The 12,387-nt window shown below is 47.8% G+C and carries 15 protein-coding genes; 2 read left to right on the forward strand and 13 right to left on the reverse strand.

The genetic code is table 11. The features are described from left to right. Positions 1-33: 33 nt before the first annotated feature. The 7 genes from licH to MHH79_RS19920 all read right to left on the reverse strand — a co-directional run bounded on the left by licH (position 34) and on the right by MHH79_RS19920 (position 6,380). Positions 34-1,362: a 6-phospho-beta-glucosidase LicH gene (gene licH / locus MHH79_RS19890; RefSeq protein WP_003244285.1), complete on the reverse strand. Its 1,329-nt coding sequence runs from the start codon at positions 1,360-1,362 to the stop codon at positions 34-36. Continuing rightward, entirely contained in the window at positions 1,359-1,691 is a 333-nt protein-coding gene (gene licA, locus MHH79_RS19895) for a PTS lichenan transporter subunit IIA (RefSeq protein ID WP_340034850.1), read from the reverse strand. The genes licH and licA overlap by 4 nt, the downstream gene beginning before the upstream one ends. 18 nt (positions 1,692-1,709) lie before the next feature. Further along, positions 1,710-3,068 (reverse strand): PTS lichenan transporter subunit IIC, encoded by a 1,359-nt coding sequence (licC, locus tag MHH79_RS19900; protein WP_251217805.1) that lies wholly within the window; start codon positions 3,066-3,068, stop codon positions 1,710-1,712. A gap of 15 nt (positions 3,069-3,083) precedes the next feature. Next, positions 3,084-3,392: a PTS lichenan transporter subunit IIB gene (gene licB, locus MHH79_RS19905; protein ID WP_003218755.1), complete on the reverse strand. Its 309-nt coding sequence runs from the start codon at positions 3,390-3,392 to the stop codon at positions 3,084-3,086. Positions 3,393-3,520: 128 nt separating this feature from the next. Continuing rightward, positions 3,521-5,440 carry a transcriptional regulator LicR gene (licR, locus tag MHH79_RS19910; RefSeq protein ID WP_063334872.1) on the reverse strand — a complete coding sequence of 640 codons (1,920 nt, stop codon included), beginning with the start codon at positions 5,438-5,440 and terminating at the stop codon, positions 3,521-3,523. 162 nt (positions 5,441-5,602) lie between these two features. Further along, entirely contained in the window at positions 5,603-5,761 is a 159-nt protein-coding gene (locus MHH79_RS19915) for a hypothetical protein (protein WP_009968374.1), read from the reverse strand. A gap of 28 nt (positions 5,762-5,789) precedes the next feature. After that, positions 5,790-6,380 carry a DNA-3-methyladenine glycosylase gene (locus tag MHH79_RS19920; protein WP_063334874.1) on the reverse strand — a complete coding sequence of 197 codons (591 nt, stop codon included), beginning with the start codon at positions 6,378-6,380 and terminating at the stop codon, positions 5,790-5,792. Between the two features lie 128 nt (positions 6,381-6,508). On the opposite strand from MHH79_RS19920, the gene katX reads away from it, so the two are divergent. Both katX and MHH79_RS19930 read left to right on the forward strand, forming a co-directional pair. Beyond that, on the forward strand, positions 6,509-8,152 hold the full coding sequence (gene katX / locus MHH79_RS19925) for a catalase KatX (RefSeq protein WP_063334875.1): 1,644 nt from the start codon (positions 6,509-6,511) through the stop codon (positions 8,150-8,152). 103 nt (positions 8,153-8,255) lie between these two features. Further along, positions 8,256-9,458: an MFS transporter gene (locus tag MHH79_RS19930; protein ID WP_047183399.1), complete on the forward strand. Its 1,203-nt coding sequence runs from the start codon at positions 8,256-8,258 to the stop codon at positions 9,456-9,458. Here MHH79_RS19930 and MHH79_RS19935 read toward each other — a convergent pair. From MHH79_RS19935 to sigY, 6 genes are read right to left on the reverse strand one after another with little or no spacing between them, the layout of a single operon-like run. After that, entirely contained in the window at positions 9,455-10,231 is a 777-nt protein-coding gene (locus MHH79_RS19935) for an ABC transporter permease subunit (RefSeq protein ID WP_047183400.1), read from the reverse strand. The genes MHH79_RS19930 and MHH79_RS19935 overlap by 4 nt on opposite strands. After that, the gene (locus tag MHH79_RS19940; protein ID WP_047183401.1) at positions 10,228-11,115 is read right to left on the reverse strand and encodes an ABC transporter ATP-binding protein; all 888 of its coding nucleotides are present in this window, start codon (positions 11,113-11,115) and stop codon (positions 10,228-10,230) included. The genes MHH79_RS19935 and MHH79_RS19940 overlap by 4 nt, the downstream gene beginning before the upstream one ends. A 6-nt stretch (positions 11,116-11,121) precedes the next feature. After that, positions 11,122-11,310, reverse strand: coding sequence for a sigma Y negative regulator YxlE (gene yxlE, locus MHH79_RS19945; protein WP_003227293.1), 189 nt, complete (start codon positions 11,308-11,310; stop codon positions 11,122-11,124). Next, entirely contained in the window at positions 11,307-11,513 is a 207-nt protein-coding gene (gene yxlD, locus MHH79_RS19950) for a sigma Y negative regulator YxlD (protein ID WP_015385026.1), read from the reverse strand. The genes yxlE and yxlD overlap by 4 nt, the downstream gene beginning before the upstream one ends. After that, a complete protein-coding gene (locus MHH79_RS19955; RefSeq protein ID WP_047183402.1) occupies positions 11,510-11,830 on the reverse strand; it encodes a YxlC family protein in 321 nt (106 codons plus the stop codon). Before MHH79_RS19955 ends, yxlD begins: the two co-directional genes overlap by 4 nt. Continuing rightward, complete coding sequence (sigY, locus tag MHH79_RS19960) at positions 11,823-12,359, reverse strand: RNA polymerase sigma factor SigY (protein ID WP_015385028.1); 537 nt, start codon at positions 12,357-12,359, stop codon at positions 11,823-11,825. Before sigY ends, MHH79_RS19955 begins: the two co-directional genes overlap by 8 nt. Positions 12,360-12,387: the final 28 nt, after the last annotated feature.

Below are 12,387 nucleotides of genomic sequence, written 5' to 3' on the forward strand. Positions count from 1 at the left end.
GAAAAAAGCCGGCCCAGTACAGGCCGGCTTTTTTTACGCTTCAATTTTGTTGAAAAACTGCGGCAGATACGCTTTGTGCGCCTCCAGCATTTCGTCTAAAATCTGTTTGGCCACAGTATCGGACGGGACAAGCGGGTTAATCGTCATGGCAAGGAGTGCAGTTTGATAGTCACCTGTAACTGCCGCTTCTGCCGCGACACGTTCAAAGGATTTGATTTGCTGGACAAGGCCGCGGACAGACACCGGCAAGTCGCCGACAGCAATTGGCTTAGGGCCGGTTTTCGTCATCACACAGTTCACTTCAACTGCGGAATCGTCTGGAATACTCGCTATTGCACCATTATTGATCGTGTTCACCGGCTGAATGTCATGTTTATCATTATAAATGGAGCTGATTAAGTTACATGCTGCATCACTGTAGTAAGCTCCGCCCCGTTTTTCCAGCTGCGGCGGTTTAATCGCAAGGTTTGGATCTTTATAAAGCTCGAACAGCTCTTTTTCGACCTTCTGTACGACTTCAGCGCGGGTGCCCTCCGTTTGTGATGCTTCCAGTTCGTGCTCCAGCATCTCTTTTGTTTTGAAATAGTAACGGTGATAGCCGCAAGGGATGACATTAAGCGCTTTCAAGAAATCCGGTTCCCATTCGGCGCCTGAGATGTTTTTCATCGTCATCGCGTTTTTCGGGTCGCCCATCGCCTCGATGACTTGCTCCTTCACACTTACGCCGTCCAAGAAAACATCCAGCCCAAATACCATATGGTTCAGTCCGGCGAATTGGACTTCTACGCGGTCCACATCTACATCAAGCGCTTTGGCTACGCCCATTTTGATGCCGATTGGAACATTACAGAGACCGACGACTTTCTTCAGGTTGGAGTAGCGAAGCAAGGCTTCTGTTACCATGCCGGCAGGGTTTGTGAAGTTAACAAGCCAAGCGTTCGGGCAAAGCTCTTCTATGTCCTTTGCGATCTCAAGGATGACCGGAATTGTGCGCAATCCTTTAAACAGGCCTCCCGGGCCGTTTGTTTCCTGGCCAATCACTCCGTATTTTAGTGGAATGCGCTCATCCTTTGCTCTTGCCTGCAAAAGTCCGACGCGAAATTGAGTCGTGACAAAGTCTGCGTCTTTCAGCGCTTTTCTCCGGTCGAGCGTAAGATGAATGTCAATCGGGACGCCAGCTTTTTCAACCATCCGTTTGGCGAGTGTGCCGACAATATTCAGCTTTTCTTCGCCCTCAGGGATATCGACGAGCCATAATTCGCGCACAGGCAGCTCATCATACCGTTTAATAAACCCTTCCACTAGCTCGGGCGTATAGCTTGAACCTCCGCCAATCGTTACAATCTTCAATCCTTTTGTCATATGCTTGCTCCCCTTTGCTCGGTGATTTTTTCATATAACTCAATGATCTCTGCAGCCATATCCTTCACTGTCATTGCATTCATTAAATGATCCTGTGCATGAACCATCAGAAGCGTCATTTCCGTCTTTTCTCCGCCCGCTTCATTTTGGATCAGCTCTGTCTGATAATGATGGGCTTTTGACAATTCTTCAGCAGCGTCTTGAAGCTTTTTCCGCGCTTCTTCTGCGTCACCGCTTTTCGCAGCGGTAATGGCCTCCATTGCGGAGCTCCTACCGTTTCCTCCGTGAAGGATGATTTGAAAAATGATTTGTTCCATTTCCTCATTCACGCGATTCACTTCCTTTCTCTACAGAGCCGCTTCTTTGTCATCTGATGCTGCAGGCGTTTGGACCAGCTCCAGATCGTTTTCTTCTTTCAGCTTCTGCTTATCCCACATTCTGAAGAATGGATAGTAGACAACAAAGGACACGGTAATATTAATGGCTTGCATGACCGCGCCTGAGACTTTTCCTCCTGTCGCCAAGTAGCCTGAAAAGATCGGCGGCATGGTCCACGGCACTGCGATACCCGCCGGTTTGGCGACAAGGCCGGTGCTCATTCCGATGTACGTGAGTGTCACTGTGACAAGCGGCGTGATGATAAACGGAAGTAAGAGCATTGGGTTCATGACGATCGGCATACCGAATATAATCGGTTCGTTAATATTGAAGATGGCCGGGCCGACCGCAAGCTTCCCGAGCTGCTTCATTTGTTTGCTTCGGGCGCGCAGGAACATCGTGACAACCAGTGCCAATGTGGCGCCGCTTCCGCCGATATTGACCCAGATATCGAAAAATTGCTGGGTGAAAATCTTAGGAAGCTCCTCACCGGCTTGGAATGCGATTCGGTTGGCATCCATTGCGCCGTACCAAATCGGTGCCATGACGCCGCCGACAATGTTTGCACCGTGAAGGCCGCAGGCCCATAAAAGCATTTTGACGGCTTCGGCGACAAGGCTTCCTCCAAGGCTTCCTCCCAGAATGGAAAGCGGAGTCCCCAATAAAACGCTTACAATGTTATGAAGGCTTTCAAACGGTGTCGCTTCAACAATCAGCCGGGCTGCCCAAATCAGGAAGATAACGGCAAAGCCGGGGATTAACGCGACAAATGACTTGCTTACCGCCGGCGGAACACCGTCCGGCATTTTGAAGACTAAATTGCGCTGGATAATGAGGCGGTAAATCTCTGTGGACACCATTGCGATAATCATGGCGACAAACAGGCCTTTGCTTCCCATGAGCGAAAGCGGAATCCCGCCGCCAACCATGATTTCTTTCGTCGCGCCATCCGGCATAAACGGCACTTGATAAGGTGTTGCTAATAAAAATGCCGCAAGGGAAATGGCTCCGGCCGACAAGGCATCAACGCCGTATTTCTCGGCGAGCCGGTAGGCGATGCCGAACGCGGCGACAAGACCCATAATTTCAAAGGTCGCGTCGACTGGGTAGGCCAGTTTTTCAGACCACGAGCTGCCAAACGTTTTTGCCATAAACTCAGCGTATCCCGGGATCGGGAGGTTGCCAATGATGAGGAAAAAGGAACCGATGATAATCAGGGGCATCGTGAGGATGATACCATCACGCAGCGCCTGCAAATGACGCTGTCCCGCAATTCTTCCCGCTATAGGCATGACCTTTTCTTCTAAGATCTGATTGACTTTATTCACATAGCCCGCCCCTCTCTATGACACATGTCCAAGCTGTTCAGCTGATTTCAGCACTTCCGCCCCGTTGCACGTGCCATAATGGACGGTATTAATGACGTCTACCGGAACCCCCTTTGACTCTCCTAATTTTTTGAGCTGCGGAAGCATGTAACGGACTTGCGGACCGAGAAGCAATACATCCGCTTTATCGATATGATTTTGTACAGAATCGCCTGAAACTGCCCAAATGGTATAGTCTTTTCCCTGTTCCTGCGCACTTTTTTCCATCTTGCTCACCAGTAAACTAGTAGACATGCCTGCTGCACAAACGAGTAATATATTCATGTAAAAGACCCCCTAGAGTTTGATCAATTTTGTAATGTCCTGCTGTTGCTATCATCATATTATGAAATCGCTTTCATAAACACTCAGGGTTTTTCCGCAGGCAACGGAAAAAAGGTATATACAGGCTGTCAGCTCAGCATTTTTTGGTCAAACACATCCGAAAGCTCTTGATATGAACGGCATTTGACCAGCTGGTTCACCGCCGCCGGGTCATCCAAAATGCTGCCAAGCAGTTTATACATGCTTTGCAAATCCGCTTTGTTCTCCTTTTCGACACAAAGCAGACAGACAAATTGAACTCGCTGACTCTCCCAATCGATCGGTTTTTTGAGCGTACAAACGGCCCAAAACGTTGTTTTCGTCTGTGGAACAAGCGGGTGCGGGATGGCAACAAGATTGCCAAAACACGTAGGCGACATGTCTTCTCTTTCAAAAATGGAATCTATGATTTCTTCATCGGCAAAGCCGCATTCGACCGCTTTCTGCCCTAAAAATTGAATCACTTCTTCTTTTGAGCGCAGATCCTCCTGAAAAAAAACGAGTTCTTTTTTTAGGTAGCGATTGGCTTTTTCCTTTTCATCACTCAGAATAGATTCTATTTTTGTAAAGTCAGTTCCGCCTAAGATGGTGTTAACCTTCAGTACTGGTACAGGGAGCTCTTTTTTAATCGGAATGGTGCTGATGACAAAATCAATTGATTCGTAGGACATTTGATCAAGACTATAATATTCAGCCGTTCCAAGAATATCGAGCCGCTTGCCGAAATGGGAACGCAGTTTTTCGCGCAGAAGCTGGGCGCTTCCGGCACCCGATGCGCATACAATGATACAGCGTTTCGGCGGACTTTCTGTTTTTTTTCGTTCAATCGCGGCGCCAAAGTGGAGGGCCAAATATCCAATTTCGTTTTCATGAATCTCAATACCCGTTTGTTCCTTTATCACGATTCCGGCTATGATCCCGGCTTCAAAAGCGAGTGGATAATGTTCCTTGATCGCTGCGAGCATCGGATTTCGAAGATTCATGCCGTATCGGTTGCGGCTGATCGCCGGCTTCATATGCAGGGCCAAGCCGATTTTCAGCTCTTTGTCATGCAGGATGCCAAGCTTCAGTTCACGATCAACAGCTTTGATCATGGCAAGTGTCAGCTGATCGGTTTCTTCTTCTATTGAAAATGTGTCCTCTCCGCATTGTGTCATTCGTTTTGTGCCAAGGAGATGCATGGCGATGTAGGCCGTCTCGTCTTTCGGAAACGTAACGGCAAGCGCTGATTCCAGCTCTTTTACGATGGCTTCTGCAGCCCGGTATTCTTTTTGATGCAGGATATGATCCATATCTTTCGGGAAAAGAGATACATAGTTTTCCGTTCTGATCCGTTTACAGGCGATAGCAATATGGATAATGAGGTTATTCAGTCCCATGTTGGACAGAGGGATGCGGTCGTTTTTCATTTTTTTCAAGATGGCGGAACGGATGATCTCAATTTCTTCTTTTGGCAAAATATCAGCCTTTTCATTTAAAACATCTATCTCCGTTTCTCTTTCATCAACAATGTACTCCGCCATGCAGTACCTCATCTGCACCTCGTCCCCGCGCAGCTTGAAGCCGTAATTCGGGCGTGTTTCCATGACAATGCGGTAAGGCAGCAGACGTTTCTTTACTTCCTTTAAATCCGTTTGGAGTGTAGATTTTGAGATAAATAGTTCTTCAGCAAGTTCATCGAGCTTGAGATAATGGTCCGCCAGCAGCAGACGTTTCATAAGATAGGCCATTCTCTCCTCCGGCAATACCGGCAGGCCCTTTTTTTGCTGAAATACATCTTGCAGCAGTGTTCTGAATACTTGCTCGTCATCAATGCGGAGCTTGTAGCCGGAGCCTCTTACAGATTGTACAAAGGCACCGTGGCCGCTTAGCACACCTTGCAGTTCCTTTATATCATTGCGGACTGTCCGCGTCGTTACGTTTAATTGCGCGGCAAAAAACGAACTTGTCACCGGGGCTTCAGCCGCCATCAGCAAGCGCAGAATATCACGAAGTCGCCCATGAAGCATGAGAAAAACCTCCTATCTAGTAGATGCAGGGATTCAGTGAATAGGCAGAAAGGATGATGAAGGGATGCGAAATGTATATAAATTCTATAATGGAGAGAATGGCAAGTCAATGAACATCCGGAGGACTAGAGGGAAAACTGACCTATAAAAAAACAGCCGGGATCAGCCGGCTGTTCTAGATGCGGACATATTCTTTTGTTTAGACGCCTTTCGGTCCTTCATGATTTTTCGAACAATCGGGTAAATGACCGGTGCCCATTTGATAACGGTTTTGATCATCTTTTTCAAAGCTCCGATTCTCCCTTCTTTTTTCTCAACCATTCCCCTGATTGCCTCTTCCTTAAACATGCTAACGCGACACGTACCTGTTTCCCGTCACCCAGAAACGCCATGGATAATCGCGTGCCTCCCCGCTGTTGTCAATGCCGATGCGCGGGCCTGTTGAAATTGCTTCCGGTGTGTACCCGCTTTTGATGTAAAGCGGCTGTTCCGTGATCCAGCGTCCGTAGTCATTCATCGTGACGCCAAGCGCTTTCGTCAGCTTTCCAGGCCCGTTTGTCCATTCCCTCGGACTCCTGCCCGGCCTTCTCTCCTCCATTAACAGCTGGCCTTCATGCGGCTCAATCGCCCTGATTAATACCGCTTGCGGGACATCCTCTTCCGCGGCAACGACATTCAGCAATGTATGGGTGTGCATCACATATGTATATACCCGCCCAGCTTCTGCAAACATGATCTCAGTCCGCTTCGTCCGGCGGTTGTTAAAACTGTGTGCCGCTCTGTCTCCAGCCCCCATATAGGCCTCTGTTTCCACAATATAGCCTGACGCTGTGCCTTCGTCTGTTTCTTTTACAAGAAGGCAGCCCAGAAGCGATGGGGCAAGCTCAAGAGCGGTTTTTTGATAAAACGTGATGGGCAGCGGATTTTTTTCTCTTGTCACGAATCGACCTCTCCTTTTACCGATTTTTGTACATTGTACCATTCCCGAAGCAGATCAAAAAAAACGGCTGTTTTAAAATCTTTCCATTCAGGGAATATTGTTACCGTTCAAAAAAGGAGGGCCAACCATTGAAAGATGATCATCAAAACAAGCAGCACCAATCAAATGCCCAAGGGAGCGAGGAAACGCTTTCTCATAAGACCTCCGGGAAAAACGAGTCAGAGGATACCTTAACGAATAGGCAGGGGCATCCTGTTACTGACAACCAGAATGTGAGAACCGTCGGGAATAGAGGGCCTACAACACTTGAGAACTATGATTTTCTCGAAAAGATCAGCCACTTCGACCGGGAACGCATCCCAGAGCGGGTTGTTCATGCCAGGGGAGCAGGTGCACATGGATATTTTGAAGCGTACGGAAGCTTCGGAGACGAACCGATTTCAACATACACACGGGCCAAACTCTTTCAGGAAAAAGGCAAGAAAACACCGGCATTTGTCCGTTTTTCAACTGTGAATCATGGAAAACACTCGCCTGAAACATTGAGAGACCCGCGCGGTTTTGCTGTAAAGCTATATACAGAAGACGGAAACTGGGATTTGGTCGGAAACAACCTGAAAATCTTTTTTATCCGCGACCCGCTGAAATTTCCGGATCTTGTACACGCATTTCAGCCTGATCCAGTGACCAACATCCAGGATGGTGAACGTATCTTCGATTTCATTTCTCAATCTCCTGAAGCGACACACATGATCACCTTCTTGTTTTCGCCTTGGGGCATTCCGGCCAACTACCGGCAAATGCAGGGTTCAGGCGTACATGCCTATAAATGGGTGAATGAGGAGGGCAAGGCCGTTCTCGTGAAATACCATTTTGAACCGAAGCAGGGCATCCGCAACCTGACACAGAAGGAAGCAGAAGAGATTCAAGGGAAAAACTTTAACCATGCCACACAGGATTTATATGACGCGATTGAAAATGGCGATTATCCAGAGTGGGAAGTGTATGCTCAAATCATGAGCGATGATGAGCATCCTGAACTGGACTTTGATCCTCTTGATCCGACAAAACTGTGGTATAAAGACGATTTCCCATGGAAACCGATCGGCAAATTGGTGCTGAACAAAAATCCGGAAAACTACCATGCGGAAGTGGAGCAAGCTTCATTTGGAACGGGGGTGCTTGTCGACGGGCTTGATTTTTCCGATGACAAACTGCTTCAGGGACGGACGTTTGCCTACTCTGATACGCAGCGCTACCGTGTAGGCGCAAATTACCTGCAGCTCCCGATCAACTCGCCGAAAAAGCATGTCGCCACCAACCAGGAAGGCGGGCAAATGCAATATCGGGTCGATAGAGCAGAAGGACAAAACCCGCACGTCAACTATGAGCCATCCATTATGGGCGGGCTGAAGGAAGCGAAGCAGGACGGAAAAGACCATACGCCGCATGTCGAAGGTGATGTAAAGCGTGAAGCGATTGACAGAACAAACAACTTCGGACAGGCTGGAGAAACGTACCGGAGATTTACTGAATTTGAGCGGAACGAATTGATTACGAATTTGGTGAATACGCTTTCTACGTGCCGAAAAGAAATTCAGGATCAAATGATTGAGAATTTCACAAAAGCTGATCCTGACTACGGAAAACGCGTAGCAGAAGGGCTAAAAAAGGTTTCCGAAAACAACAGCAACGGGCCGATCGGCACAACTGAAACGGAACAGGCTGCAAAGCAGGCTGAACAGGAGAGCCACCCATCTGATCCGTATTAACAACAGCGAACAGGGCTTTTTTTGAAGCCCTGTTTTTTTATTTTTCTATTGAAACGCTTTCAACAATTGTGTTGTACTGGAAGGAAAGGGGTGGAGAGATACGATGGAATTACAGCAGGACTTGATTCCTCAGAAAAAAACAATCGGCGCTTTAGATCACGCCGTTTTTTTATGCATGGTATTTTGTTTCTGGTTTTCAGGCTATATTTACGTTCCTGTATTCAGTCTGTATTTGGAGGATCTGCACTTTTCATATGGCGCAATCGGCATCATTCTCGGCAGCTACGGGGTCACGCAAATCCTTCTGCGATTCCCACTCGGCCTTTTGTCAGACATCCTATTTTCCTTGCGCAAGCAATTGTTAATTTCCGGGTTCGGCTTTTCTGTCCTCAGCAGCCTGCTTTTTCTGATGTTTGATTCTTTCTTCTTCGTGCTGGCCGCCCGGCTTTTCGCGGGAATCACTGCTTCTATGTGGGTGATGGCGACCATCTTATACGCACATTATTTCAACAATGGCAATGCATCAAAAGCAATGGGCATCATGCAATTTTTTACCGTCATGCCTCAGTTTGCCAGCATTGTGTTCTGCGGGCTCGCCGCAGCCCACTTAGGAAGACAGGTCCCGTTTTGGATGGCGCTGGCAGCTTCTGCCGCAGGCCTGGTGATCTGCTGCTTTATTAAGGATCCGTCTGCTCCTCCCGCAAACCGTGACACCATTCGTGTCAATCAGTACATTAAAGATACATTGCGGCTGCCAAAGCTGAAGCTTTTCACCATCCTGTCTATGGCGGCCCATGCCGTATTATTTATCACAGTGTTTGGTTTTACGCCGCTTTACATGAATCAGCTCGGAATGGGCGACGCGGAGCTGCTTTGGGTGATGAGCGCCTTTTTCCTCCCACACGCAGCCGCCACATTAAGCTTTGTGTTTCTGCGCTTTACAAGCCGTATCGCTTACTCCGTGATGCTCATTAGTTTCGCTGTCACCGGGGTCTGTTTGCTATACGTCCCTTTTTCAGCTGCATTGTTCACGGTTTGCATCACACACGCCTGTATCGGACTGGCGCTCGGTTTCGTTTTTCCTCTGCTGCTAAGCCATGTCGTCGAAATCAGTTCTGCCCGTTTAAAAATGTCAGTGATGGGGTTTTATCAATCATTTTATGCGCTAGGCATCTTCCTCGGGCCCCTTCTTGCCGGAAAAATCGCACAGCTTGTCGGGCTTGCGGGAGTTTTTTATGGAGCCGGGTTTCTGGCATTTGCCGCCTTTTTTGTGATGCTCGCGCAAAAACGTAACATGATCAATTAATAGCTTTCATACCGCCGGAATCGCCACACAGAAAACACGGCCAGAAGCATGATGCACAGAATGGAGAAAGTGAGTGACCATCCGAAAAAATCTGCCCGCTCTCCATGAAGAAGGATATGCTCCGCCTGCTTGCAAATCTCAGCCGGAAGCCACTTCGCACCATCTGGAAATAGTGAAACAGCAAAGGAAACGGCTGCTGTGAGCCCGATCCCGCAAGCGGCTGCTGCTCCGACAGACCGGAATATCGTACTTCCGGCAAGGCCGGCGGTCACAATAAATATCACCCAAAGCGCGTAAAGGCCAAGGCTTGCGGCAAAGCGGCTGAATGATGCGTCCCCAAACAGCAGCCGAACGTAATAATAAGCAAGCCCGTATCCAGCTGTAAACGACATAATGCCGATCACGCTTTGGATGAGCCATTTACTCACGATATAATGGGCTGCCGTCACAGGCCGCGACATAATCAGCGTTGTTACCCCTTGATTTCTTTCATTGGCTACACTGCCCATCACACTAAAGATGACCAGAGCCATGCCAAGCGTGTTGAATTGAGAAAGCGTGCTGACCATCACTTCAGACCCGGAGGGCATCGTAAAACTGATTTTCATGCCGTCAGGAAGGTTCCCTCCATGTGCGATGATTTCCGGCATATAATAAATGGTCAGCGGCTGTGTCAGCCCGACGATCATCATCGCAATCGGCAGCCAAATCAGCTTGCCGCTTTTCCATCCTTCCAGCCACTCCTTCTGCAATAGCGCCATCATCACCTTCATGCGTGCACCACCTTTAGATAGACGTCTTCTAGAGACTCCGTTTTCTGTTCAAATCGGGTGACGGTCAATCCCTTTCGGATACAGTCACTTAATAATGACCGGCCAGCGTGTATATCAGGCAGCTCGAAAACAGCTTGGGACGGATTCTTATAGACAATAGCTGAGACGTAAGGCTTCTCTTCAAGCCAACCTTCCAGCTTCTCTTTCACTGAAAGAGTAAAAACGTTCGTTTGCTGCTGTTGTTTCAGCTCCTGTAACCCGCCTTTCCATGAAATTTCACCGTTTTTCATAATCACCACTTGATCACACACCTGCTCTGCATCGTGCAAAACATGTGTAGAAAACAGAACGGCCATATGCTTTTTCAGCTCCCGCATCATGTCCAGCACCTCGAACCGCCCTGTCGGATCAAGAGCAGACACCGGTTCATCCAATATCAAAAACTTCGGTTTATGGAGCAGTGCCTGTGCCAGACCGAGTCTTTGTTTCATGCCTCCTGAATAGCCCCCGATCCTTTTGTTCGCCACTTCGTGCAAACCGACAAATTCCAGCATCTCGCCGATTTTCTCTTGGCATTTTCTCTTCGAAAGACCGGACAGTCTCCCCGCAAATGTTAAAAATTCATTTGCGGTCATCCACGAATAAAAAGCTGGATACTGCGGGAGGTACCCAATCAAACGCCGATCCGGCTTTTTCTCCCCTAACAGCTTTATGGTTCCATAGGATGGCGAAAGCAGCCCGGCAAGCATTTGCAGTGTTGTGGTTTTACCGGCTCCATTGGGACCTAATAGTGCGACACACTCGTTTTCATTCACGTGAAAACTGACATTCTTTACAGCTTCATGATGCCGATATGTTTTGCATAATGACTCAATAGACAGCATGCCAGCTCACCTTTGCTTTCTGCCGACGGTGAAAAATAAAATCGGCCCGATAATATTGATACATACGATGATTGCAGCCCACATCCACTTTGGTCCGTTCGTCCGCTCTTCTTTTATACAGCTGATGAGGGCAAACACCGCCAAAGCCAGCTGTAATACAATCAGCGGCAAAATCATTTCCCAAGAAATATTCATTGCTTGATCCCCCTTTTCTTCCGATCCGGCCTAATGACAAAAAAGTAATAACAAATCAGAGGCATCGGTGCTTGAATCAATCCGACAATCCCCCAAACCCATGCCATGCGATTACGTTTTTTCGCATCAATAAATAAAAAGATTCCCTGTGACAATACGACGAGACAAGCCGCAACCGTTATGACAATTTCTGTTTGTGTCATCTGCGTTTCACCTCACATTCGCCGAGATGCCTTTTTTTCTCAGCCGCAATCAAAATCGGCAACACCGCAAGCACACAAACCTGAAGCACAATAAACACAGCAGGAGCTTGAGTGAATGCCAGGATTGCCGCACTCACAACCATCAGCGCACAGAATACAAATAAGATGATCTCTTTCATCAGTTTTTTTCTGCGTTCAGCTTTCATTTGTAACAGCTGGTAAAGCAGTTCTTTTTGATCTGGTATAGAGGGATTGGCTGTTTGATCAATTTTCTGCAATTCTGATTTGAAATGAATTGAAAGCTTTTCTTTATTCATCGTTCCACTCCTTTCTGATTTGCTGGAGCCCTTTATGAACTCTGGATTTTACAGTGCCTTCTTTGATTTGAAGCATCACTCCGATTTCGGCGTAGGTATAGCCGTAGTAATGCCTTAATAAAACCGGTGTGCGCAGTTTAGGGTCCAGCTTTGAAAACAGATCAAGCGTCTCGCTCCATTCTGCCCCTTTCACTGACACGTCCCACTTGATCTTGCGGATTGTTTCCTCCGTAACTGTCTGATTCCGTTTCCATTCTCTCTTTCTCTTTTTCTGGTGATCGAGATAGAGCCGCGATGCAATGGAGATCAGCCATGTGGAGAATTTTGAACGGCCCTGAAAGCTTCTTAAATGGATGTACCCTTTCAGAAAGGTTTCCTGAACAAGTTCCTCGCTGAGATCAGGGTGAAGGGAAAGCTTTAACAAGTATTTATATAAGAAAGAATAGTGATAGTGGAAAAGGGCTGTAAACGCCTCGTCGTTTCCCTCTTTCGCCTGCTGGATCAGCCGCTGTTCTTCATGTGTATCCAATGACCGTGATCCCCCCTTTTTTGTTTTT

It is taken from the genome of Bacillus sp. FSL K6-0993, assembly GCF_037977205.1.
Lineage (GTDB): Bacteria > Bacillota > Bacilli > Bacillales > Bacillaceae > Bacillus > Bacillus subtilis.